This is a genomic window from Methanogenium organophilum (genome assembly GCF_026684035.1).
GTDB lineage: Archaea > Halobacteriota > Methanomicrobia > Methanomicrobiales > Methanomicrobiaceae > Methanogenium > Methanogenium organophilum.
The window spans coordinates 792,134-816,216 of record NZ_CP113361.1 but is presented as its reverse complement, the minus strand read 5'-3'; the positions used below and the strand labels follow the sequence as shown (position 1 = coordinate 816,216).

Sequence of the window (24,083 nt, the reverse complement as noted above, 5' to 3'; positions counted from 1 at the left end):
AGAGAATCTTTATTGTTTTATACGTCTTATATTACATGGGTTTTTACGTTGACAGGGCATAACAGAATCATTAATGATCCCCTCGAAATCGTTCCTCTCATTGTTACATTTAACAACTCAAAATTCAAGAAAGCCTATGACCTCCTTTCAAAACAATGGATGACCGAAGCAGAGATATGTGACGAAATAGGCACCGACTGCATAGCAGAATGCCTCGCACTTCTGAAGAAAGGGAATCTGATTGAGGAACAGTGGCGGATGCCGCAACCGGGGGAGCGGCCCTCTAAAGAATATAAAACAACATACAGTCGTTTCCGGGCAGGATTCCAGTGCTCCATGGAGGACCTTGGAGATCTGCTCTACATTTCGACATCAACAGATGAAGAATTGCGAAGCATGGTGGACAACCTTGAACAGGATGTGCGGTCAGGTTCAACGTCATACAATGACCTCGCACGCAAATACAAAGTGAGTCCGGTTTACATCAAGGGCCTTGCAAAACGGATGCCAAATCTTGATGTGAAGGGCCAGGGGCTGGTACTGCTTGAAGAATCACAGTGATGATCCGGATCATACTGTGCTAAAAAGCAAACGCGAGGCAACCCGCTTTCAGATCTTAGTGGAGATTGCCGCTCACCAACCCTCTGTACGCCAGCAGGAAATTGCCGCAAAGATGGGTGTTACTCCACAGGCAGTCAGCGAATATATCCGTGAAATGGTGGATGACGGATTTGTGAATTCAAACGGCAGGGGCCGGTACAATGTCACAAAGAAGGGTGTGGAGTGGGTAACGAATACTGCTGAAACACTTGATAATTACCTGAAGTATGTCACAACCGATGTCATTCAGGAGGTATCAGTATGGACTGCGATAGCAAAAGAGCCCCTTGCAAAAGGAGACACGGTTGGTGTCTTTATGAAGGGCGGTCTTTTGTATGCAGCAAAAAGCGAGCAGACTGCGATGGGTGAGGTAACGGATGCTGCAAAACCCGGCGAAGATGTTGGAGTAGCAAAACTCTCCGGTATCATCACCCTCGAAGAGGGTGCTGTTCGTGTCTGTAAGGTGCCGCGTATCCAGCGGGGAGGGTCACGCAGTGTCTCTCCTGACCGTTTGCTTGACGCTCTTGAAGATATGGATTATATCGGTGCAGTCGGCCTTGAAGCAAAGGTGCTCCTGAAGAGTGTCGGGGTAACTGAAGATGCCTTCTTTGGGGCCCGCGAAGGTGTTGTTGAGGCAGCATTCCATGGCATCAACTGTGCGATGGTCATCGTTGATGAAGAGTTCACCGGTTTCCTAAAACGGCTTGAGGGTGTGGGTCTTTCCTATGAGATCTGCGATTTGAGCATTGCATGAGTATTATTGTTAATCCACGGCGGGGTTCCTACCGCCTTTATTTTTATGATGGCCGGCGTGTATCCGGCACCGGTGATCTTGAACTTTCAAAGACCGGCAAGGGATATCGTCCGAAATCATTCCGCTACCGTGAGGCAGGCAGGCGGCAGCCGCGGCATATCCCAACCAAAGATCTGCTCAGGGAATTCCGACGTGAGAAGATCTATCTCACCGGAGAAGATGAGGCGTTTCATTCCATGTGTAGTGACCTGCAGATCCCGGTCACGGTGATCCGTGTCTGTCGGACCTGTCTTTTGGGTGACCGGATTACGCCCCTGAAAGCAAAGAACGCGGTGAAGTATGGGCGTGAGCAGATCTGTCTGGGCTGTGCCCGCAATGAACTTCGTCGTGAGGCTGGTTATCTGGGGGGGATGGGAGTGAAGTCCATCGGCCATCTGGAGCATATGCTGGAGATGTACCGGGATCTTGACCGGGTCTTCGGGATGCTACAGCCTGAGGGAGCCGCTCCTTCACAGACGCTCTTTGACCGGCTTGAACCCCATGCAATACGGAAGACACAGCCACTTGCCACACTCCCGTTGCCGAAAGAATTTGTGGACGCGTCAGGAGTGGAGCGCCTGATGCCGGTTCAGCAGCTCTGTGTTGATGCCGGTCTTCTGCGGGGCAAAGACCAACTGGTGGTCGCAGCAACCGCAAGCGGCAAAACCTTTATCGGTGAGATGGCAGGGATTAAAAATCACAGTGAAGACCGTGGGGCGATGCTCTTCCTGGTTCCGCTTGTGGCTCTTGCAAACCAGAAATACCGCCGTTTTTCTGAACGATACGGCGATTTTCTGAATGTCTCCCTTTTGACGGGTGTTTCACGAATTCACATTCCTGAAACGCGGGTGAAGGCCCGGCGCAGCATGAAGTCTGATATCATTGTCGGCACCTATGAGGGGGTGGACCATCACCTGCGGATGGGTCGGACCCTGTCAAAGGTGGGGACGGTTGTCATTGATGAGGTGCAGATGCTCGAGGATGCAGAACGGGGCCATCGGCTTGATGGACTGATTGCACGCTTACGGCATGTCGCCCCGCATGCGCAGTTCCTCTTTTTGAGTGCCACCATCGGGTCGCCGTCCCTCCTGGCAAATAAACTGCGTAGTGAACTTGTCCGGTATGATGAGCGGCCGGTGGGTCTTGAACGTCATCTCATCTTTACCGAGCGAAAAGAGAAGATCAGTCTCATTAAAAAGATGGTATATGAGGAGTTCCAGAAGACCTCGTCCAAGGGGTTCAAGGGACAGACGATCGTCTTCACCAATTCACGGGCCCGCTGCCATACAGTGGCAGACGCGATCGGAAAGAAGGCGATGGCCTATCATGCGGGACTGTCTGCAAAAGAGCGGCGTCAGGTGGAGAAGATGTTTGAGAAGGGGGAGATTGCGGCGGTTGTGACCACAGCGGCACTTGCGGCAGGTGTTGACTTTCCCGCATCCCAGGTAATCTTTGACGCCCTTGCGATGGGCATCTCATGGCTGAAGGTGCAGGAGTTCTCCCAGATGATGGGCCGGGCCGGCCGGCCGGATTTCCATGACCTGGGAAAGGTCGTGATCCTCGCGGAACCCGGCGGTGTTTATTCACGGGAGTCCGGCGGTGGGACGGAAGAGGAGGTTGCAATCCGCCTCCTGAAAGGAGAGATGGAGGAGGTTGCCCCTGTCTATGATGTTGAAGGATCATCAGAAGAGTATGTTGCGAATGCGGTGGTCTGCGGCGGTGAGCGGAAGTGTCTTACAGAGATCTGTAGCAGCATGGTTGGAGAGCTTGAGGATGTCTGGCCCCTCCTGGAGAAGGAGGGTTACATTCACGAACGGAAAGGCAGGATTGTGCTCTCTCCTTTGGGTCATGTGATGGCTGAGCATTTCATCGGTATTGAGCGTCTTTCACGGATACTCAAGATGGTTCGGAAAGTGAAGGATCCCCTTGCGATTGTCGCAGAACTTGATTGTGCGGAAGATGAAGAGGACTAAGGAACGAGGGCAGCAACCGGATGATGCACCCCTCCTTCCGGTCCTCACCGGATTGGAAGAATATATCCGTTTTTGCTTTCTAAACTGACGCTAACGGATGTGTTATTCTCTGGACGAAGATCTCAGAGTTATGCAGGTAGCGATTGACGAGGCGAAACGGAGTATGTCCGAAGGGGGCATACCCATCGGGGCAGCGCTTGTCCGCGATGGTGTCATTATTGCGAAAGGGCACAACCGGCGGGTGCAGGACAATGATCCGCTGATGCATGCAGAAATAGACTGTATCAGGAACGGGGGGAGAATCGGGCGGTACGGGGACACGGTTCTGTACTCCACACTCATGCCCTGCTATCTCTGTGCCGGAGCGGTTGTCCAGTTTGGGATCCCGAAAGTCGTTGTAGGGGAGTCTGTCAATTTTGCTGGTGCAGAGGCGTTCCTGCGGGAGAAAGGGATTGCGGTGGTGAATCTCTGTCTGGATGAACTGATACAGATGATGACCGAGTACATTACCGCCCACCCCGACATCTGGAATGAGGATATCGGAACCTTGTGAGGCTATGACACTGTTCGTCCTTTCAGGTCCCTTTGCATGACCCACTACCTACCCCCGCAGAAGGATCCGGGTGTTCTGTGGCATCATTCCGAAGACGATAATAATCCATTTAAATAATGATGCTATAATCATTCAGCAGAAGGTTCCGGGCAATACCGTATGATACAGGGGATATTTCGGAACAGGAGATAACAGAAATGGATGCAACAAGCCGGATGAAATGTACAGTCTGCGGACATATCTATGACCCAAAGAAAGGTGACGAGGGGGCAGCCCCCGGTATAGCATTTGCTGACCTCCCTGAGGACTGGCGTTGTCCCGTGTGCGGGGCTGTGAAGGCAAAGTTCACTGAGGTGAACTGAGTAATGGTTGTACGTGAAATCCTGCCGGGAATATCATCGGTGGGGGTCATCGACTGGCACCGGCTGGCGTTTGATGACCTGATGGAGCTTCCGGACGGAACAAGCTATAATGCCTATGTCGTACAGGGAAGTGAAAAAACGGCCCTCATTGATACCGTGGAGGCGGGGTTTGATGAGGAGTATGTCACAAATCTCATCCGTGCAAAGCTTGATTCTGTGGACTATATCATTGCAAACCACGCCGAACAGGACCACTCCGGTGCACTCCCTCTGCTCTTAGAGCTATATCCCATGGCAACCGTTGTTACGACAGAGAAGGGCAAAGATCTCCTCTGTTCTATGCTTCTCATCGATGATGAACGAATTCTGGTCGCAGAGGACAGAGATTCACTTGATCTCGGGGATAAAACGCTGGTCTTCTACTCAATGCCCTGGGTGCACTGGCCTGAAACAATGGTCACCTGGGTGCCGGAAGACCGCATCCTCTTCTCCTGTGACCTGTTCGGTGCACACCTTGCCTGCTCGTCCCTCTTTGCAGACGGTTCATCGCGGTTGCAGGAGGCTGCAAAACGGTATTATGCGGTTATCATGCAACCGTTCCGGTCAAAGATCCAGGAGTATGTTGAGCAGGTGGAATCTCTTAATCCGGCGGTGATCGCACCAAGTCACGGGCCGGTATACAACAATCCGTCAGCGATTCTCTCGCTATACCGTGAATGGTCGTCTGATGAGGGGAAAAACCTCGTTGTCATCCCCTTCGTCTCCATGCATCATAGTACAAAGTGGATGGTGGAACGCCTCACCGATGCACTCATCCAGCGGGGCATTGATGTGCGCCCCTATGATCTCGGCACTTCCTCGACGGGCACGATTGCAATGGATCTCATCGATGCAACGACCATTGTCATTGGTTCTCCCACTGTCCATTTCGGACCGCACCCGAAAGCCGCAAATATTGCATTTCTCACAAATATACTCAAGCCAAAGGCACGGTATGCCGCTGTTATTGGATCATTCGGGTGGGGAGGAAAGACCGTACAGACGCTTGGAGAGATGATGCCAAAACTCGAAGCTGAGATGCTTGAACCGGTTTATATCAAAGGAAAACCGGGCGAGCAGGAACTTGTTGCAATTACCGTTCTGGCAGACGAAATCTATAAACGCCATCAGGATAATCACCTCGTCTGAAACGAGGTGAAGATGATGGTAACAAATCCTGTATTTTATAAGTGCCCCGGATGCAGCGGCACGGTAATGGTTATGAACCCGGACATGTGCATGGCGCCAACGCCTGAAGATCTCTCTGTCAGTTGTGCGGGAAATGAGATGGAAATACTCTCCGAGCAGACGGCAGACTTCGCAAAAGAGAAGCATGTGCCCATCGTTGAGAAGGTCGAGGGGGGAATCAAGGTCACCGTTGGGTCAACACCCCATCCGATGGCAGAAGAACACTACATCATGTGGATTGGGGTGCAGGCCGGTGATGATTTCATGCTTCACTATCTGAACCCGGGCGATGCACCTGAGGCCTTTTTCCCCTGCCCCGACACTGATGTCAAGGCCTTTGAATGCTGCAATGTCCACAACCTCTGGGTGAACCGCTGAGCAGGTCAAACAACTCATTTTTTCGGTATTTTTTCGTTCTGTCTGGTTTTCGGGCAGAATCGTTCCAGCCGTCCCGTAACAAAAGCATAATAGTCGCCCTCCTGCAATGGTTACATGTATATGGACCGCCTCCACCAGTATCTGACACTGACGACGGATATGGGCATGATTCTCCGCTATATTAGTGCAGGAACCTGTATTCCGCTTGTCGTGGCCCTTATATTCAGGGAATATGATATGCTTCTTCCGATGGCAACAGTGCCGGCGGTCCTCTTCTGTATCGGAACGCTTCTCATCCGGCTTCCCGAAACGGAACGGGAACCGCGTCTCTCCATGTCTCTCTTCTCTGTGGCGGGCATCTGGCTCATCTGTGCACTCGTTGGTGCGCTTCCGTTTGTCTTCGGTGCCGGTATGCCATACATTGACGGCTTCTTTGAGGCAATGTCCGGGTGGACGGATACGGGGATGACGATGGCCCGCGATGTAGACGCCCTGCCCGAGACCCTGATCTTCTGGCGGACCCTGATGGAATGGTTTGGTGGCATAGGAATTGTGGCATTCACCGTGGCCCTCCTGAATCGTTCCTCCGTTTCGCGCCATCGGCTCTACAGCAGTGAGCGTATGGAGGGGCGCAGTGATGCCTTCATGCCAAGTGTGGTAGAGCAGGGGGCACATATGTGGCGGATATATCTGACGCTCACCGCAGCGGGGGTGTTGTTAATCCTCTGTTCGGGTGTGTCGCTGTGGGATGCCATCAATATTGCGATGACTGCGATCTCCACCGGTGGATTTACGATCCATTCGGGGGGAATTCCTGCTTATAACAACGTACTCCTCGAGATGCTGATCATTCCGGTGATGATTGCGGGGGCGCTCCCCTTCAAGATCTACTATCTGATGTACCGGAAACGTGAAATGAACCTGTTTCAGGATGAACAGGCAAAACTGCTCTTTTTGCTGGTTTTTCTGGGTTTTGTTATCATTACCGGCGACCTGATCGTCTTTAACGGACTGGATCAGGCGTCTGCCGTTGTAAATGGGATATTTATGGCCTCTGCGGCGGTCACATCCACGGGGTTCCAGACTGCAGATCTTATAGTCTGGGAACCGGTTTCAGTCCTCTTTCTCACGATTCTTGTCTTTATTGGCGGTTCGTCCGGAAGTACTGCAGGAGGGGTGAAAATATCCCGTGTTCTGATCGGGCTGAAAGGTATCAAATACTGGTTCCGCAGGTCTTTTATCAGTTCAAAAGCAATGCTCCCCCTGCGCTACAATGGCAGAACATTTCAGCGCGCAGAAGCTGAATTTCTGGTTTCCCGGAATATGCTCACGTTCATTCTCTTTCTTCTGTCGATCCTGCTGGCCCTTGTCACCATCATGCACTTTGAACAGCCTGATATCGATACGACCCTTGTTATCTTTGATGTAGTCTCTGCAACCTGTAACAACGGTATATCCACCGGTTTTGTGACACCTGACCTGACCATCTGGTCAAAATTGGTTCTCATTCTTCAGATGTGGCTGGGAAGGCTGGAAGTGATGGCGGTGATGGTCTTCTTCATCGGTATCATTCGCGGGTTTGACTGGTGAGACCCGGAAAAACCACGGAAATTATTAATATAATAGCTGACGCTCTTGCTCTGAGTGCAGGGGGGACCGAGTGGTCTGGAAATATTTTACCAAAGCACGGTATCTGGTGGTTATTGCTGCAGTTTCATCTCTTTTCGGGTCCGCGCTGATGTTTTTCATCGGTGTTGAAAAGACGATCTCGGCATTTTGGTATTTTTTCCTGGGAAATGCCTTTCTTCCCGAAGACGCCCTTCCCGAATATCTTACACCGGGGGATCTTGCAACGGTGTCCCTTGCACAGTCCATCGATGTCTTTCTCTTTGCCCTTGTTATGCTGATCTTTGCCTATGGCATCCTCTATCTCTTTCTCGTAGAAGATGAAGAGAAAGAGCGGGTCCGTTTTCCCGAATGGCTGCGAATCAAAAGCGTCTTCCAGCTGAAGATGATCCTGGGGGAGGTCATTGTCTTCATCCTCTTTGTACATTTCCTTGAGACGGCGACAAAGACAGGCTACGCCAATCTGCCCCCTGAAAGTCTCATCCTGCCTGCTGCTATCCTTCTTCTCTCTGTCAGTCTTATGGTACTCCGGCAGGGTGAGTGATCCGTCTTCTATCAGGAGGAGTAAATAGCAGGGGCAACAAAACTTTAGTCAATGAAACAGATCGCCCTCTATGGGAAGGGAGGTATTGGCAAGTCCACCACATCAGCTAATCTTTCGGCAGCTCTTTCGGACTGCGGGCTGGATGTCATGCAGATCGGCTGTGACCCAAAGCATGACAGCACGCGGATGCTGATGCAGGGGGAGTGGATTCCTACCGTCCTGGATCTTGTCCGTGAACATGGTGATGCCAATGTCGGGGTCCCTGACGCGGTGTTCACCGGGTATGGGGGTATCCGGTGTGTTGAGGCAGGGGGTCCGGAACCCGGTATCGGCTGTGCGGGCCGTGGTATCATTGCCACATTCCAGCTGCTCCAGCGACTGGAAGCCCTTTATGGCGATGTCATTGTCTACGACGTCCTCGGTGATGTAGTCTGTGGCGGGTTTGCGATGCCGATGCGTGACGGGTATGCGCAGGAAATTTATCTCGTCACTTCCGGCGAGTTCATGTCACTCTATGCGGCAAACAACATCTGCAAGGCAATTGCCCGTCTCTCCCGCCGCACCCGCAGTGTCTGTTCCCTTGCAGGCGTTATCTGCAATGCAAAGAACATCCCTGGCGAAGAGGCACTGGTGCGTGAATTCGCCGAACGCGTAAATTCCCGTCTTGTTGCCTACATTCCCCGTGCCAACATCGTTCAGGTTGCAGAGGTGAATCAGCGCACGGTCATTGAATACGCACCGGAATCCGAACAGGCAGAAGTCTACCGAAACCTGGCCCGGACGATTATGGAAAATACGAACCTTACCATCCCCACCCCACTCGAGATGCATGAACTCGAAGAACTTGCACGGTCGTACATCACGCTATGAAGGATGCACGGTCATGGGTGTCCTCTCAGTGAGTGCTTTTCTCACCGATGCCGTGACCCTGATCCATGGCCCGGACGGATGTACTCATATCAATACCTCCCTTTTGTACACCACTCTTGCAGAGCATGATGTGTTCCGCATCCCGGAGATTGTCTCCAGCGGTCTTGGTGAGGATGAAGTAATCTTCGGAGGAGAGGACGCCCTCCATGATGCCCTGACGGCAGTATGTGCGGATGACCCGGCTGCAGTCGTGGTCGCAAGCACCTGTGTCTCCGAGACAATCGGGGACGATGTGGCAGGCATCTGCAGTCGGCAATGGGACTGCCCGGTCATTTATGTGCCAAGCTCCGGCTTTCTCGGAGGCACTTTCAACGATGGGTATACCAGTACGCTCACCGCCCTCTCGTCATTCATCCGGCCCGGTAAACGCGACCCGGATAAAGTGAATATTATCGGTGAAAAGAATCTGGAGTTTGAGGTGGACGACAATTTTCAGGAGGTATCCCGAATACTCGGTATGCTGGACCTGGACGTGAATATACGGTATGTGCGTGATATCACCGTAGAGAATATCGGGCGGTTCGGGGATGCGGGTCTGAACCTCTTTCGGGAGGACACGAACGGTATCCTGGGACGGCATTTCGATGCCTGCACCGGTATCCCCTCTATTCCGGAGTTCCCGGTCGGTCTCTCTGCAACACTTGCGTTCATCCGGGAGACCGGCCGTCTCACCGGAAGGGACTTCACAGACGCTGTTCGTGCAGAAGAGGAGCAGCAGGCGGCACTCACCGATGAATTTTCTGATTTATCCGGTGCGTATGTGACCTTTGACTCATTTGGCTTCCAGTCCGCGGGGATGGAAATGTTTACTGAGGTTGCAGATGCCGTTGGTGTCAAGGTTGCACCGGAGGGCACTGTTATTCCTATACCCTTCTGCATGCCGGTGGGCACACTTGGGCTGCGGCGGATGCTCCGGCAGTGGCGGAGGTTTATCAATGGCTAAGCTATGCACCAATCCACTCTGGCCCTGTGCGATGGTCGGTGCCGCCGCAGCAATGGCAGGTCTGGAGGGGGCAGGAGTTATTATCCACGGCGCGTCAGGCTGCTATTTCTATGCTGATTCCATCATTCCTGACCCCGTGAACTGTACCTATCTCGTTGAAGACGAGGTGATCTTTGGCACCGGGGACCGTCTGCAGGAGGTGGCAGAAGCGCTCCTGCCCATCAGTGAGAGGATTGTTGTTATCAATTCCTGTGTGCCGGCAACCATTGGTGAGGATCTTGTGCCATACTGTGCCGGATCAGACGCACTGATTATCGATGCACCTGGCTATTGTGGGGATATGATGGACGGGTACCGGCTATCCCTCGCCGCTTTCCCCACAGAGACCGACCCGGCGCGTGACGGGGTGAATATTGACGGGCTCATCTCAACCGATCCCTTCGCCGCCGGTAACCGGATGGAAGCAGAACGCCTGCTTGCCGCTGCAGGCATCCCGGTTGCGGCGAAATACTGTGATGATACGCTCTCCTCGGCTCTGAATCCGGCGATGGTGACGGTGACTGCCCTTCCGGATGTGGCATCCGGTATCGGGAGGTCTGTTGGGTCACTGTGCGGACTGGATGCCATTGAGTCAGCGTTTTCTGCCCTTCAGGAGACCTTCCCGGACGCGGACTGTGCTTCTGTCATGGATATCTGCGAAGAGACTGAAGAGCTGGTGATCAAGGCATGTGACCGGTATCTCCGCGTCAACGATCCACCACGGGTGGCCCTCTTTGGGATTGCCGGTTACATGGATATGGCAGCAGACCTGCTCACAACCTTTCTGGAAGCTGAAATATGCAGCGCAGGCGCCCGCAACCGGCCTCCTGAGGCCTCTGTGTGTACCTGGGCACCCGACCTGGGGACGGTAAAACAGATGATTGCAGATGGCGAGCCTGATCTGATCATCGGGTCACGGTATGAAAAGACCCTCGCACCAGATGTGCCCTTAGTGCAGACAACGATTCCCATACGCAAACATTCGATGCTCTGTCACCGTCCGCTCATTGGGACAGAGGGTGTCCTCTGGCTCATTGAGTCTGTCATAAACGCAGGGAAAAACGACTGCTGAATGGAAAAATATTATTTTTGTTTGTCTTCCGGACGGATTTCCCGTCCGCAATGAGGGCAGATCTCATAGTCATCCGTTGAAATGCCCGATTTCTCGGTTTTTTCCTGTTCCTTTCTTTCCTCCTCTTCTTTGATGACTTCAGAGAATCCGGATGCAAGGATACCGGCAGGGAGAGCAAAGAGACCGATGCCAATGAGGGAGATTACAAAGCCCAGTCCCTTTCCCATCGGAGTGATAGGAACCATATCCCCGTATCCGATGGTCGCAATGGTGACAATACCCCACCACATCGCTTCCGGAATACTGGAAAATACTTCCGGCTGGGCAGTATATTCAATCCGGTACATCAGGGAGGCAGCGATGATGAGGACCACCATGATGATGAAGACCGTGCCCACCAATGACTCCTTTTTTCGCTCCAGCACCTTGATCATAATACCGAATGAGCGGGAGTATCTGCCCAGTTTAAAGAACCGAAATACCCTGAGTGTCCGAAGGAATGTGACATTGGCACCCGGGATAAGGATCGTGAGATAATACGGCAGAATGGATACCAGATCAATGAGGACAAGAGGTGTCAGGGCAAATCGGATTCTTCCGGAAATCGGGTTTTGGTAGCGTTCATCCACCGTGCATGACCACATTCTGAGGATGTATTCAATACTGAATACAACTGCCGTGAGTATTTCTACTGCAACGAACACCCAAAAATAGCGAATGATCATACCGGGGATGCTTGCAATGATTAACTCCCCGACGCTGAGAATGATGAAGCCGATGATCACCATGTCAAACAAGAAACTGGTCCGGTCTCCCTCTTTTGCAGAGGATACGATCTCAAATACACGTGTCTTTATTCGACCCATCTGTCCCTCTTCCTGCGTTAGTATTTTTTTATCAGATTTATTCAGGGTTTTGGTCTGAATATTTTCGGATTTGATTCCTGTATACCTGTTCTGCTGCGTTCTGCGGAAAAATTCCGGCGCATTTATCCGCCCCCGTCACAAATATCGGGTAATGAATGAAGACGGCCGTCAGCTGGTGCATCTGGCGTTTGGCATTGGAATCGCTCTTGCGATTGCCGCCCTTGGCAGGGAGTATGCCATCATGGTACTTGCCCTGGGTCTCTTTGGCGGGTTTGTCCTCATTGACCTGGTGGACCGTGGTTATACGGTTCCTATTGCATCATCGATGGTGGAGAATCTTGAACGCACCGGAAGGATGCCCGGATATGGTGCGGTCTGTTTTGTCCTCTCTGCGTTATTCTGTTTGATCTTCTTCCCGCTGGACTATGTGGTGGCTGGGGTGCTCACCCTTGCGGTTCTTGATTCAGTCAGCACGATTGCGGGACTGCATTTCGGGCGGCACCGTATATTCAACGGAAAGTCCTGGGAGGGCACGGCAGGTGGAATCATTGCGGCATTAATCCCGCTCGCACTTCTCCTGCCTCCTCTTCCTGCTGCTGCGGCGGCCGTTGTCGCAGGCATTGCAGAACTGGTCTCACCCATTGAGGACAACCTGGTCATACCCCCGGTGGTCTGCCTGCTCTGTCTCATGCTTATCTGAGGGTCTGCAGTGATCCCTTTCCTGACAATCCACACTTTCACACTCTGACGCAAAGGCATATCATCCTGTAACCCGGAGTCCCTGAGTGAATATGAGTAATTCTCCGTCCCGCCATTCCGGGAAACATCCGGCTTCGGCGTTTGATGTTGCAAATGTCCATTTTTCTACGATTTATGATCCGACGCTCCACCTTGTGATGCAGGCAGACGGTGCTTTTGATGTATGCGCTCTGGAGGCCGCGGTCGCAGCAGCAGGCACGATGGCCCCCATCCTTGCGTCACACTATGGTGAGGAAGATGACCGGGGCTACTGGCAGTCCGGGATGGGTGATAAACCTGCGTTCTCGGTGCATAAGATAGAAGGGCCAATAGATCCGAATTTCCTGCCGCTTGTATCAATTGATCCGTTCACCGGCCCCCAGATGGACGTGCGCCTCTGCCGGAGTACCGGAGAGGAAGGGGATGTTCTCATCATATCTGCCCATCACGGGGCGATGGACGCGAACGGTCTCTTTCAGGCTGCCGCTCTCTGTGCCGATGCCTACCGGCGGATATGTTCGGGAAAGCCGCCTGTCTTTCAGGGCCCTTCGTGGGAATACCGCGGTACTGACGCCATTCTTTCCGGTTTCTCCGCTGAAGAACTCGACCCCATCTGTGAGCGTGAATCGGCGTGTACAGAAGACTGGTCGTTTCCGTACCGGGATCGTCCGTGCGGGAAGGTCGTCTGGGAGTTGTTTGCAATCGGAGCAGATACCGTTACTTCCCTGAGGGCTGCCGGGAAGGAATCGGGCGTTACCCTCAATGACCGGATTCTGGCTGCTTATTTCTGCGCTCTCATACAGGTCTGTGATAAGAGGTATGCAGAGTCGAACTCTCTTGGGGTTCTCGGGGCAATGGACCTGCGCCGGTATCTCCCCGATGCACTGTCCCGCAGTATCTGCAACCTCTCGGTCGCCTATACCCTTTCCCTTTCTCCCGCCTGCTGCGGAGAAATGGGTAGCGCTCTGACCGCTGTTTCTGAGGCGATGCGGGAGTTGAAGAACGGTAGATTTGGCCTGGGGTCAACCGTGTTCTATGAGCGCCTCTACGCCGGCGGTACCGGTGCGGTGAAGGCCTTTATGGACGGCCTTGCAGAGGAATACCGTCTCACCGGGAAGAAGAACCCGTTTGTAAGCAATGTGGGGGAAATACCCGCGGTGTCAGCAGCGTTCCGGCATGGGATGGATGACATGCCACTGGAGATCACAACAGCATACCTTACCACCCGGGAAGCATACCCGCCGGGGATCGGTGTCTACGTCTCCACCTATCGTGGTAAGATGATCGTTACCATTCCGTTCTGCACCGATGCTCACACGCCGGAGGATATCCGTGCCCTTGCGGATGCGATGCAGAGGTTTCTTCTGGAAGAGCCTTTGAAACAGTAACTCTTGATATCCCTTCGACTCTTTTCATTTTTATTGCCGGAAATTCCGGGTCAGGGTTATCATTTCCGCGGTGCATGTATCTTGTAGATGAATGGCCGTATGGGGCTTCGTGCCCGTTGTTGCATCAAATACCTGCACGATTGGTGTAAAACGGTTCATTGCGGGTTGGAGTGTGTCTCCCGATGACAAGACCGATGACTGTCGGTGTCGAGACGCTTCTCGGCGACCCGAAACCCGCCATCCGCAGTCTTGCATGGCCGGTGATGGTGGGGATGGTGCTCCAGACGGTCTACAACCTCACGGACGCCTTCTGGGTAGCAGGGATCAGCGCGGACGCCCTTGCGGCGGTAGGATTCTTCTTCCCGTTCTTCTTTGCGGTCTTTGGGTTTGCAAACGGGATGGGCGTCGGCGCCGGGTCTGCGATATCCCGTTATATCGGCATGCGGGACGCGGAGGGTGCGAACCGGGTGGTGAGCCACACGGTAGTCCTGGTCCTGGTATTCACCGTACTCATCACCATCACCGGATTTCTGGTGACGGATCACTTTGATTTAGTTCTCGGGGAGACGCCGGTTGCGACGATGGCATCTGATTATGCGGATATCATCTTCCTCGGGACCTTTTTCATTCTCTCCCTGGGCATCGGGAGTGCGATTCTCCGGGGAGAGGGGGATGCAAAGCGGACAATGTACGTGATGCTTGTGAGTTCTCTCGTGAACATCGTCCTCGACCCCATCTTTATCTACGGGCTGGGACTGGGAGTCCCCGGGGCGGCATGGGCGACCGTGGTGGCGTTCACATCCGCCTGCATCCCGATATTCTGGTGGATATTTGTCAAACGCGACACCCATGTGCAGGTATCCTTCGCCGGGTTCACGTTCTCACGGACCATCACCCGGGAGATCCTGAAGGTTGGGCTGCCCGCATCCATCCAGCATATTTCGATGGCGATGACGACCTTCTCACTGAATATCATCATTCTCATGGTGGCGACAACCGATGGTATTGCGATCTATACCACCGGATGGCGGGTGGTAACGATTGGCATCATGCCGCTCATTGCCATATCAACGGCGGTCGTCTCGGTCTGTGGTGCAGCCTATGGCGCAGGAATCATCCGCAAGGCGGAGGAAGGCCATCTCTACGCCATCCGCCTCGGGGTAGCAATCAGCCTTGCCGTAACGGTTGCCGTCTATCTCTGCGCCCCCTATATCGCCCTTGCCTTCACGTACAGTGAGGATGCAGCTCATCTCTACCCCGGTCTTGTTGTATTCCTGCAGACGGTCTGCTTCTTCTTCCCGGCGGTTAGTTTTGGTGTCTTCTCCTCCTCTTTGCTGCAGGGGTTCGGCCGGGGGATTGACTCTCTCGTGGTCACCCTCCTGCGGACCATCGGGATGACGGTCCTGACCAGCTATCTCTTTGCGGTTATCCTTGGCTGGGGTATCATGGGCGTCTGGTGGGGCCTTGTCGTCGGGAATACCATCGGTGCCGGCATCGCGTATCTCTGGGCCCGGGTCTATACCCGTATTCTCCTCCGGAGGAGCGGGATGGCGGATGACGTGGTTTAATCAGGTGGGCCGGGTAATGCTCATGCAATGCAGATCACGGATGCACAGCGGGACGCCATCACGCAACGGACGGAGGAACGGGCGTCACTCCTCTCGTGTCATGCCTGCCGTAATGATGCGGCCATCCGCAGGGACGGCGGCCCTCCGGAGGACCTGGTCATCCGCCCCCCGTTCTTCCGGGATATCGACCGCATCATACACTCACGGGCATTCTCACGCTATATCGACAAGACGCAGGTCTTCTACCTGCTGGATAACGAGCATATCACCCACCGGGCGATTCACATCCAGCTGGTGGCAAAAATCGGACGGACCATCGGGCGTGCCCTCTCCCTGAACGAGGACTTAATCGAGGCGATTGCGCTCGGGCACGATATCGGCCATCCGCCCTACGGCCACTTCGGGGAAAAATGTCTCTCGGAACTCTGTGAATTCCATCATACTGGCCGGTTTTGTCATAACGTGCAGAGTATACAGTTTCTTGACACCATAGAGGATACGAATCTCACCCTGCAGGTCTTAGATGGCATCCTCTGTCATGACGGGGAGGTGCATAACGCCCGCCTCACCCCCGACCCGATCACGGACTGGGACGGGCTGTCCCGGAAACGGGAGATCATGCAGCAGAAAAAGGACCAGACCCCCGGCACCGTTGAGGGATGTGTGGTGCGCATCGCAGACACCATCGCGTACCTCGGGCGTGACCTGCAGGACGCAATCGAGATAGGATGTCTCGACCGCTCCCTTCCCGGTCTCCCGGAGGAGTGCCGGACGATGTTCTCTCTTAGGGGTGATCATCGCCGGTATAATGCGTCCATCATCGACACGGTCTGCCGGGACGTGATCGCCTGCAGTTTTGACAACGGAGAAGTCCGTTTCTCACCGGAAGTGTCTGACTGCGTGCAGGCGCTGAAACAATACAATTACGCGAATATCTATGAGAATGAGGTCCTGCATGCGCAGGACCCGCTCATCAAAAATCTCTACGGTGTGCTCTTTGAACGGTTCCTCGGAGATGTCGAAGAAGAGCGGACGGACTCACTCATCTTTAAAGACCTCATCCGTGCGGAGTGGGTCTCACCGGCATATCTGGAGAAGGCCTCGCCTGCAGAACAGGTGCGTGACTATATCGCGGGGATGACCGACAAATACTTTGAGTCGGTCGCCCGGGAACTCTTAATCCCGAAGCGGCATTTCCGGAACCATGATCAGTAAGGGGAGGATGCAGGCCCCCTTCTATCTGCCCTTCTCTCTGTTCAGATCCTTTGCGGCTTTTCCAATCCACTTGTATTTCTTCTTCTCAAGCCGTTTGAGACCAATATCATTTTTCTCCGCCTGAAACCCTGCCTCCTTCATGAGCCGGCGGTAGGAGAGAAGACGCGCCTCAGAAAGAAGCCCCGCATCCGCCGCTTCCTGCACGGCACAACCGGGCTCCCCGTCATGCCGGCAGTCGCGGTAGCGGCAGTCCGCGGCAAATTCAGCGATGTCCGCGAAGGTCTCTTCCAGTCCTGCGGCGGCATTCCCGAGCTGGATTTCACGGACACCCGGGTTGTCAATGACCATTGCCCCGCCGGGAAGAGAGAAGAGCTGGCGGACAGTGGTGGTGTGGCGCCCCCGTTCGTCATAGTCCCGCACGTCCCGTGTCTCCTGCACAGAGGTCGTGAGAAGTGTGTTGATGAGGGTGGACTTGCCGACCCCGGATGAGCCGACGAGGGCGACGGTGGTGCCTGCAGGGAGGAATGGGCTGAGTTCTTCAATGCCACCCCCTTCACGGGCACTGATTGCAACGACCGGTGTATCCCCGGCGATGGCGACGGTCTCTTCGACGAGTGCGTCCGTATCCTCTGTGAGGTCCGCTTTGTTGATGACGATGACCGGCCGGGCACCGGATGCGTGCACGACCGCAAGATAGCGTTCCAGCCGTCTGATATTGAAGTCACCGCCTGCCGCGGTGACGATGAAGACCGTATCGAGGTTTGCAGCGATCACCTGGGAGCCCCCGCCCTCACCCGGTGCGCCGCGGGAGAGGGTACCGTGCCGGGGAAGGATGTCGACGATCATCCGGGTGCCGGAATCCGGCTGGTCGAGGACTACCACGAAGTCGCCTACCGCAGGTATCTTTCCGAGGCGCCGGAGGGCACCTGATGCCCCCACGCGGCCAGTCTCTCCCTGGGGGAGGAGCACGTCAAAGGCCGTCTTGTGGCGTGACGTGACCCTGCCCGCGAGATAGGGGCCGGTGTAGCGGGTGAATGCCTCTTCCTGTTCTTTGTTCCACCCGGGTGTGTGGAGGGATGCGGTTGTATCTGTCCGTTCTGTCCGGTCAGAAGACTCATGAGAATTCTCCATGTTCATCCTCGTTTATTAGATATATGGTATCTGATGTGTTTATTTCTCTTTTGCAGGGGGGTGAATTTGGCGGAATTTTTATGTGCCGAATTACCTGTTGGGCTGGTCTGTGCCTCACATTCAATTCAAATGTCCCATCGCATGAACTGCCTCTCCCCGTGGGAGATGGGGAGCCCGGCGTATGCCGGGCGGGTGAGAGGAGTATTTACTACGGTTGCACTCAATTCGGGTTTTTATTGTCTATATTGAAAGAAAACGGACGTAACGAGAGATACTGGAAAATAAATAAAAAATAAAAAATCAGAGCTGTTTCCAGGTTCCGTAGAACCGCTGGGCAGCTGTGATATGTCCGAAGACACCGAAGATGATCAGCATCACATCCATCACCGTGAGACCTGCATACACGGCACCCGGAATAAATGCAGCGGCGATGCCGAAGACGATCAACAGGAGCAGGCGGTCTGCCCTCCCGAGAATGCCGCCGTAGACCCGACCCACACCCACCGCCTGTGACTGTGTCCCAAGATAGGATGACATCAGGACACCGGTGAGCCCGAAGACACCGATGAAGGGGGAGGCGAGAGGGCCTGCGAATATGCCGCAGATGATGAAGATGTCTGCGTAGCGGTCGATGACATGGTCGAGGAAGTCCCCTTTTGCCCCTGCACTACCCATCACACGGGCAATAGCTCCGTCCACCCCGTCGAAGAAGGCGTTCAAAAGGACGCAGACGACGCCCAATATTGGTTCTTCGAAATAGAATGCAGCTCCGGCGGCGATTGCCACCAGAAATGAAATGACAGAGCAGGCATTCGGGGTGAACCCGACCTTTGCCATCCCCTTCGCTACCGGTTCAACGATCCACTGGACACGGGGGCGGAGGTTATCTACTGTCATACACGTCTTCCTAAATATTCTGACCAGTCAGGTACTGCGAGGGAATGTGGCGCATCACCACGGATAAATGCCTCGATTTCATCCGCGGTCTGCTCCGGGCTTTGATCAGTGGTGTCAATCACCGTGATCTGTTCCTCAGGATGCACTTCCAGCGTCTCGATGAGAATGGCATCGAGCGCTTCTGCTTCTGCATTCTCCTGCACCTTCTCCTCACTATAGCCGCGTGCTCTCAGGCGTGCGGCGAGGATATCCGGGCGGCAGCGGAGCACAACCACCCGGTCTGCCGGCAGGAGATGAGTGAGGTGCCCCTCAATGATCCCTTCCATCGGCACAAAGGCGTCAACCCATGCATCCTCGTCGATGATATCGGTGTCGCGGTCCGCGTCATGCTCAAGGATATGAGGCCCCATCGTTTCCTTCTGGGAGACGACCGGTATACCCCGTGCGGTGAAGATGGCCGCAATGGTCGTCTTTCCGGTACCGGGTGTCCCGGTCAGTGCGGTCATCATGGCTGGTATAGTTCCCGGATAGCGGTGAGGAACGCCTCGTTCTCCCACGGTTCACCGATGGAGACGCGGATATAGTGCTCCGGGAGGCCGGGGAAGCTCGCGCAGGAACGCACGATGACCCCTTTCTGTGCCAGTTCTGTCACCATATCATCTGCCCTTCCGGGGGCCACATCCACCATCACATAGTTCGCCCCGCCGGGGACGACCGGATAGGGGCATTCGTCCATGAATCGCTTTCGCCATTCTTTCACCATCGTGACGATCCGCTCCACATGGTCAGTGTCCTCCAGTGCAGCTGCTGCTGCTGCCTGCGAGACCATGTTGAGGGTGAAGGGGGTTGCCGCCCGGTGGTATATCGGTTCATACCATGCCGGCACGAATGAGTACCCGACCCGAAGCCCTGCGAGGGAGTAGGCCTTCGACATTGTTCTCCCGATGATAAGGTTCTCGTATTTCTCCATCAGGGGGCGGTAGTCGGTTTCGTCAAACTCGATATAGGCACAATCGAGGAAGAGGATGCCTTCATAGTTTTCGCAGATCGCAGCAATTGTCTCCGTCGTCTCCGTCGTCCCGGTCGGGTTGTTCGGGGTGCAGAGGAAGGCCAGTTTTGTCCCTGCCGCGTCCCGGCAGAAGGCGTGCGGGTCAACGGAGAAGTCCGCCTTCCGTGGCACGGATACCGTTACACCGCCCTGTGCCTGGACTGCAAGCCCGTAGTAGGAGTAGGTGGGTGTTGCCACCGCGACACGATCTCCGTCGGAGATGATGGTGCGGATGACCGTATCAATAATCCCGTCCATTCCGACACTTGCGACAAAGTGGTACTCGCCGTGGCGTTCTTTCAGTGCATCGATGAACGCCCGGTTGGTCTCGTCCGGGTAGCGGTTGGTATGTGGCAGAACGTCTTCTGCCGCTTTGATTGCCTTGGGTGAAGGCGGATAGGGGTTTTCATTGCTCGCGAGGCGTGCGGGGCGGGTGTGTCCCGCGGCACGGGCAATCTCCGCTGCCCGTGTCGCAAAGACGTATCCCTGTTCCAGAAATTCCTTACGAATTAAGTGCTTCATTGATGACCCTGACCGCCTGATCTATCTCCTCGTCGGTGATGACGAGCGGCGGGACGAGACGGAGGTTTCCGCTGGTGCAGTTGACGAGCACCCCGTGCTCCTCACAGTACTGCTTCACCGGTGCGCAACGGTCTCCCAGAGTGATGCCGATCATCAGACCCCGCTGGCGGGGATTGTATGCGGCGAGACCATCACGGAACCGTGCCCCCTTGCGTTCGATATCACCGATGATCTCCTCAAGGACATCTATCGTGGCGTGTGCCGCGGCGCAGGCGAGCGGGCCGCCGTTGAACGTGCCACCGTGCTCACCGGGGAGGAACTCCAGTCCCTCGCGTGCGACGATGCCACCCATTGGGAATCCGGAGGCGATGCCCTTTGCCATCGTGATAATGTCCGGTTTGGCGGTAGAGTGCTGGAAGGCAAACCATGTACCGGTACGCCCGAATCCGGTCTGCACCTCGTCAACGATCATGAGAGCGTCATTCTCGTTGCAGACTTTGCGGACATCCTCCATGAATCCTTCCGGTGCGGGAATGACTCCTGCTTCGCCCTGCACCGGTTCGATGATGACTGCGGCAACTGTTTCATCCATGACAGCTTTCAGGCCTTCGAGGTCGCCATATTTAACGAATTCACATTCATAGGGGAGAGGAGTAAAGGGGAGACGGTAGTCTTCCTTGTGTGTCAGGGAGAGGGCCCCATATGTACGTCCGTGGAATCCGGAGCGGAATGCGATGAATCGCTTCTTCCCCGTACGCACACGGGCAAGTTTCACCGCTGCTTCAACGGCTTCACTGCCGGAATTGGAGAAGAAGACACGTCCGCCTTTGAGACCTGACTTCTCTACAATCCGTTTTGCAAGCTGCGCCTGTCCGGGGATGTAGAAGAGGTTTGAGATGTGGATAAGCTCCTGCGCCTGGCGGCAGATGGCTTCAGCGACCTTGGGGTGGCAGTGGCCGGTGGAACAGACAGCAATGCCTGCCACACAGTCAATATATTCGTTATCCTCATCGTCCCACACTCGTGCGCCTTTGCCCCGCGTGATTAAAATATCACGGCTGAAGTTGCGCATCAGGTATGTGTCACACATATCGCGGTATTCATTCTGTACCATTATGTTCGCTTCCTTTCTCTCTTATTCACTCGTATTACTCGTATTCGATGGTTGCCGGTGGTTTTGGGGTGATGTCATAGACCACACGGGAGACACCTGGAATTTCTGCAGTAATTCTGGATGCAATGCGGTGGAGGTTCTCCCACGGGACTTCGACCGGTTCTGCGGTCATTGCATCACGGGAGTATACCGCACGAACTGCGACAATCCATCCGTGGAGGCGGATATCCCCTTTCACACCGGTGCCGAGACCAATGACTGCTGCAAGGCACTGCCATGGCTTGAACTGTTCGACGAGTTCCTCTTCAGCGATGGCGTTTGCCTCACGGACAATTGCAATCTTTTCTTCTGTGACCTCACCCACACAACGAACAGCAAGTCCGGGGCCGGGGAAGGGCATCCGGTGCTGGATCTCAACAGGCATTGCAAGGGCTCCGGCTACTTCCCGAACCTCATCCTTATAGAGGTCAACAAGCGGTTCGATGACTCCCTTGAAGTCAATATCCACCGGGAGGCCACCGACATTGTGATGGCTTTTGATGCCGCCCTCGCTCTCGATGATGTCAGGGTAGATGGTGCCCTGCAGCAGGTATGCAGCCTTTGTCTCACGTGCTTCACGTTCAAAGACACGGATGAACTTCTCACCGATGATTTTACGTTTCTCCTCAGGGTCGGTGACGCCTGAGAGGGCCGAGATGAACTCATCTGCGGCGTCGACCATCTTCAGGTTAATATCACTGAAGAGTTCACGAATCCGGTCGCTCTCGCCTTTTCGCATCAGACCGGTGTCCACATAGATGGGGATCAACCGTTCGCCGATTGCCCGCTTTGCAAGTTCTGCGCAGACAGAACTGTCCACACCACCGGAAAGTGCCATAACGACGTAGTCATCGCCGGCCTTCTGCCGGATATCTGCAATTGCTTCCTCGATAAATTTCTCTGCTTTTACCATGATGTCCTACTCCTGATTCAGTATTTTTTGTTTCCGGCATGCCTCAACAAAGCCGACATAGGGGGGTGACGGGTGGGTTGGTGTCGATTTGAATTCCGGGTGAAACTGGGTTGCAAGGAAGAATGTCTCCTGGTTTAGTTCACAGGTCTCCATCCGGGGCCCGCAGGTGCCGGAGAAGACAAGTCCTGCCTCTTCCAGTTGTTCGATATATTCCGGGTTCACCTCATAGCGGTGGCGATGGCGTTCGGTGATGGTGTCGGTGCCATAGAGTGCATGCACACGGGTTCCCCTGCGGAGGTCTGCGGTGCAGTTCCCGAGGCGCATTGTGCCACCCAGATCCTCCACTTCTTCCTGTTCGGGGAGAATGGCGATGACATGGGAGCCGGGTCCCATCTCTTCGCTTGTCGCATCAGGAATCCCTGCCACATTGCGGGCGTATTCGATAACAGCGAGCTGGAATCCCAGACAGAGGCCGAGATAAGGCTTACTGTGAGTTCGTGCATATTTTATGGCCTTGATTTTCCCCTCAATGCCCCGGTGGCCAAATCCGCCGGGCACCAGAATGCCATCCACATCTGCGAGTTCACTGGTGGAAAATGTCTCTGCATCAAGCCACCGGATATCCACTTCTGTTGAAAGGGCAAACCCGGCATGCTTCAGCGACTCCTTTATGGAGATATAGACATCCTCGATACCATATTTGCTCACGATGGCGATGCTGACACGGGCAGTGCTCTCCCGGCTGATGAGGGTGTACCAGCTGTTCTCCGGTTCGCGGGCCTTCAGGTGCAGTTGTTCGGTTATCACTTCAGCAAGGCCTTCTTTTTCCATTTCCATCGGAACCTGGTAGATGTCAGGCGCGGTGATTGCACTGATGACCGCCTTTGCGGACACATCGGTAAATGCGGAGATCTTCTTCTTGGTGGAAGGGCTCATGATGTAGTCGCTTCTGCCGACGATGACATCCGGCTGGAGCCCGAGTTCCCGCAGTGCCTTCACCGAGTGCTGTGTCGGTTTGGTCTTGTGGTCGCCCATATTGTCTGCGGGAACCAGGGTGACATGAACGAGTGCCATGTCCTCCTTTGGGAGTTCGGCGCGCATCTCACGAACTGCCTCGAGAAACGGCATGCTCTCAATGTCGCCTACGGTACCGCCGACCTCCACCATACAGATCTCGGGGACTTCACCGGCAGTGACCTGAAGGGTCGCGGCATGCGCGATAAATTCCTTGATCTGGGCGGTGATATGCGGAATGATCTGAACCGTAGCACCCAGATAGTCTCCGCGCCGTTCCTTCTCGATGACTTCCCGGTAGACCTTCCCGGTAGTGATGTTATGAGCGGATGTTAGTTCAATATCCAGAAACCGTTCATAATTACCCAAATCCAGGTCAACTTCCCCACCGTCCGAGAGGACATAAACCTCTCCGTGCTGGCCCGGATTCATCGTACCTGCGTCAATATTCAGGTATGGGTCTATTTTGACCGCGGTCACCGCATACCCGCGGTTTTTTAGCAATCGGCCGATTGATGCGGTGGTGATGCCTTTTCCGAGGCCACTCATCACACCGCCTGTTACAACAATATATTTCACCTGATATCCCC

The 24,083-nt window shown here is 54.4% G+C and carries 24 protein-coding genes; 16 read left to right on the top strand and 8 right to left on the bottom strand.

All coding sequences use genetic code 11. The features are described from left to right. Window positions 1-48: 48 nt before the first annotated feature. From OU421_RS04225 to OU421_RS04170, 12 genes are all read left to right on the top strand, one after another. Window positions 49-561 carry an ArsR family transcriptional regulator gene (locus OU421_RS04225; protein WP_268187363.1) on the top strand — a complete coding sequence of 171 codons (513 nt, stop codon included), beginning with the start codon at window positions 49-51 and terminating at the stop codon, window positions 559-561. After that, window positions 545-1,354 carry a DUF7839 domain-containing protein gene (locus OU421_RS04220; protein WP_268187362.1) on the top strand — a complete coding sequence of 270 codons (810 nt, stop codon included), beginning with the start codon at window positions 545-547 and terminating at the stop codon, window positions 1,352-1,354. Before OU421_RS04225 ends, OU421_RS04220 begins: the two co-directional genes overlap by 17 nt. After that, complete coding sequence (locus OU421_RS04215) at window positions 1,351-3,366, top strand: DEAD/DEAH box helicase (protein WP_268187361.1); 2,016 nt, start codon at window positions 1,351-1,353, stop codon at window positions 3,364-3,366. The genes OU421_RS04220 and OU421_RS04215 overlap by 4 nt, the downstream gene beginning before the upstream one ends. Window positions 3,367-3,463: 97 nt before the next feature. Beyond that, window positions 3,464-3,919 carry a nucleoside deaminase gene (locus tag OU421_RS04210; protein ID WP_268187360.1) on the top strand — a complete coding sequence of 152 codons (456 nt, stop codon included), beginning with the start codon at window positions 3,464-3,466 and terminating at the stop codon, window positions 3,917-3,919. Window positions 3,920-4,116: 197 nt separating this feature from the next. Then, window positions 4,117-4,281: a rubredoxin gene (locus tag OU421_RS04205; protein WP_268187359.1), complete on the top strand. Its 165-nt coding sequence runs from the start codon at window positions 4,117-4,119 to the stop codon at window positions 4,279-4,281. A gap of 3 nt (window positions 4,282-4,284) precedes the next feature. Next, window positions 4,285-5,469 (top strand): FprA family A-type flavoprotein, encoded by a 1,185-nt coding sequence (locus OU421_RS04200; protein WP_268187358.1) that lies wholly within the window; start codon window positions 4,285-4,287, stop codon window positions 5,467-5,469. A gap of 12 nt (window positions 5,470-5,481) precedes the next feature. Beyond that, complete coding sequence (locus OU421_RS04195; RefSeq protein WP_268187357.1) at window positions 5,482-5,886, top strand: desulfoferrodoxin family protein; 405 nt, start codon at window positions 5,482-5,484, stop codon at window positions 5,884-5,886. A gap of 120 nt (window positions 5,887-6,006) precedes the next feature. Continuing rightward, window positions 6,007-7,476 carry a TrkH family potassium uptake protein gene (locus OU421_RS04190; RefSeq protein ID WP_268187356.1) on the top strand — a complete coding sequence of 490 codons (1,470 nt, stop codon included), beginning with the start codon at window positions 6,007-6,009 and terminating at the stop codon, window positions 7,474-7,476. A gap of 70 nt (window positions 7,477-7,546) precedes the next feature. Further along, complete coding sequence (locus tag OU421_RS04185; protein ID WP_268187355.1) at window positions 7,547-8,056, top strand: YqhA family protein; 510 nt, start codon at window positions 7,547-7,549, stop codon at window positions 8,054-8,056. Window positions 8,057-8,107: 51 nt separating this feature from the next. After that, the gene (cfbC, locus tag OU421_RS04180) at window positions 8,108-8,926 is read left to right on the top strand and encodes a Ni-sirohydrochlorin a,c-diamide reductive cyclase ATP-dependent reductase subunit (RefSeq protein WP_268187354.1); all 819 of its coding nucleotides are present in this window, start codon (window positions 8,108-8,110) and stop codon (window positions 8,924-8,926) included. Beyond that, the gene (locus OU421_RS04175; protein WP_268187353.1) at window positions 8,886-9,929 is read left to right on the top strand and encodes a nitrogenase component 1; all 1,044 of its coding nucleotides are present in this window, start codon (window positions 8,886-8,888) and stop codon (window positions 9,927-9,929) included. Before cfbC ends, OU421_RS04175 begins: the two co-directional genes overlap by 41 nt. Further along, the gene (locus OU421_RS04170) at window positions 9,922-11,040 is read left to right on the top strand and encodes a nitrogenase component 1 (RefSeq protein WP_268187352.1); all 1,119 of its coding nucleotides are present in this window, start codon (window positions 9,922-9,924) and stop codon (window positions 11,038-11,040) included. Before OU421_RS04175 ends, OU421_RS04170 begins: the two co-directional genes overlap by 8 nt. 11 nt (window positions 11,041-11,051) lie before the next feature. On the opposite strand, the gene OU421_RS04165 is transcribed toward OU421_RS04170, so the two are convergent. After that, window positions 11,052-11,906, bottom strand: coding sequence for an ion transporter (locus tag OU421_RS04165; RefSeq protein WP_268187351.1), 855 nt, complete (start codon window positions 11,904-11,906; stop codon window positions 11,052-11,054). Between the two features lie 151 nt (window positions 11,907-12,057). On the opposite strand from OU421_RS04165, the gene OU421_RS04160 reads away from it, so the two are divergent. The 4 genes from OU421_RS04160 to OU421_RS04145 all read left to right on the top strand — a co-directional run bounded on the left by OU421_RS04160 (window position 12,058) and on the right by OU421_RS04145 (window position 16,815). Beyond that, window positions 12,058-12,606, top strand: a complete 549-nt coding sequence (locus OU421_RS04160; RefSeq protein WP_268187350.1) for a diacylglycerol/polyprenol kinase family protein — start codon at window positions 12,058-12,060, stop codon at window positions 12,604-12,606. A gap of 91 nt (window positions 12,607-12,697) precedes the next feature. Further along, entirely contained in the window at window positions 12,698-14,032 is a 1,335-nt protein-coding gene (locus OU421_RS04155; protein ID WP_268187349.1) for a hypothetical protein, read from the top strand. 182 nt (window positions 14,033-14,214) lie between these two features. Next, entirely contained in the window at window positions 14,215-15,600 is a 1,386-nt protein-coding gene (locus OU421_RS04150) for an MATE family efflux transporter (protein ID WP_268187348.1), read from the top strand. Window positions 15,601-15,627: 27 nt separating this feature from the next. After that, window positions 15,628-16,815, top strand: coding sequence for a deoxyguanosinetriphosphate triphosphohydrolase family protein (locus OU421_RS04145; RefSeq protein WP_268187347.1), 1,188 nt, complete (start codon window positions 15,628-15,630; stop codon window positions 16,813-16,815). 21 nt (window positions 16,816-16,836) lie between these two features. Here the strand turns inward: OU421_RS04145 and rsgA are convergent, their stop codons facing one another. The 7 genes from rsgA to OU421_RS04110 form a co-directional block, all read right to left on the bottom strand. Next, window positions 16,837-17,946: a ribosome small subunit-dependent GTPase A gene (rsgA, locus tag OU421_RS04140; RefSeq protein ID WP_268187346.1), complete on the bottom strand. Its 1,110-nt coding sequence runs from the start codon at window positions 17,944-17,946 to the stop codon at window positions 16,837-16,839. Between the two features lie 300 nt (window positions 17,947-18,246). Further along, entirely contained in the window at window positions 18,247-18,843 is a 597-nt protein-coding gene (locus OU421_RS04135; RefSeq protein WP_268187345.1) for a CDP-alcohol phosphatidyltransferase family protein, read from the bottom strand. After that, window positions 18,840-19,352: an adenylate kinase family protein gene (locus OU421_RS04130; protein WP_268187344.1), complete on the bottom strand. Its 513-nt coding sequence runs from the start codon at window positions 19,350-19,352 to the stop codon at window positions 18,840-18,842. The genes OU421_RS04135 and OU421_RS04130 overlap by 4 nt, the downstream gene beginning before the upstream one ends. Beyond that, window positions 19,349-20,413 (bottom strand): pyridoxal phosphate-dependent aminotransferase, encoded by a 1,065-nt coding sequence (locus OU421_RS04125; RefSeq protein ID WP_268187343.1) that lies wholly within the window; start codon window positions 20,411-20,413, stop codon window positions 19,349-19,351. Before OU421_RS04125 ends, OU421_RS04130 begins: the two co-directional genes overlap by 4 nt. Next, complete coding sequence (locus tag OU421_RS04120; protein ID WP_268187342.1) at window positions 20,394-21,527, bottom strand: aspartate aminotransferase family protein; 1,134 nt, start codon at window positions 21,525-21,527, stop codon at window positions 20,394-20,396. Before OU421_RS04120 ends, OU421_RS04125 begins: the two co-directional genes overlap by 20 nt. Before the next feature lie 34 nt (window positions 21,528-21,561). Beyond that, the gene (guaA, locus tag OU421_RS04115) at window positions 21,562-22,479 is read right to left on the bottom strand and encodes a glutamine-hydrolyzing GMP synthase (protein WP_268187341.1); all 918 of its coding nucleotides are present in this window, start codon (window positions 22,477-22,479) and stop codon (window positions 21,562-21,564) included. 6 nt (window positions 22,480-22,485) lie between these two features. Continuing rightward, entirely contained in the window at window positions 22,486-24,072 is a 1,587-nt protein-coding gene (locus OU421_RS04110; RefSeq protein ID WP_268187340.1) for a CTP synthase, read from the bottom strand. Between the last annotated feature and the right edge of the window lie 11 nt (window positions 24,073-24,083).